Source organism: Comamonas sp. B-9 (assembly GCF_000410635.1).
Taxonomy (GTDB): domain Bacteria; phylum Pseudomonadota; class Gammaproteobacteria; order Burkholderiales; family Burkholderiaceae_C; genus Comamonas.
The window spans coordinates 1-291 of sequence record NZ_KE148612.1 but is presented as its reverse complement, the minus strand read 5'-3'; the positions used below and the strand labels follow the sequence as shown (position 1 = coordinate 291).

Annotated in this window: 1 protein-coding gene; it reads left to right on the top strand. The window is 72.2% G+C overall.

Going from position 1 to position 291, the window contains the following annotated elements; all coding sequences use genetic code 11:
• Positions 1-291 (top strand): hypothetical protein (locus H928_RS28325; protein ID WP_043340643.1); only part of this gene is annotated, 291 nt, incomplete at both ends.

Below are 291 nucleotides of genomic sequence, written 5' to 3'. Positions count from 1 at the left end.
CGAGGTGCAGCCCAGCGATACGGCCGCGCCCGCCTTCACCCTGGTGGCACTGGCCTGCAACCTGCACGGCTACGGCAACCTCTGCGCCCTCATCACCCAGCTGCGGCGCAAACCGCCCAAGGGCAGCTATGCGCTGGCGCAATCGGCCATCCACCCGCGCGCGCTGCAGGACTGCCTGCTGCTGCTGGCCCCCAGCCGCCAGGCCAGCACAGCGCAGATCCAGGCCCAGGCCGCCTGGCTGCAGCAGCACTTTGCCGGCCGCTGCTGGCTGGCCGTGCAGCTGGACCGCAG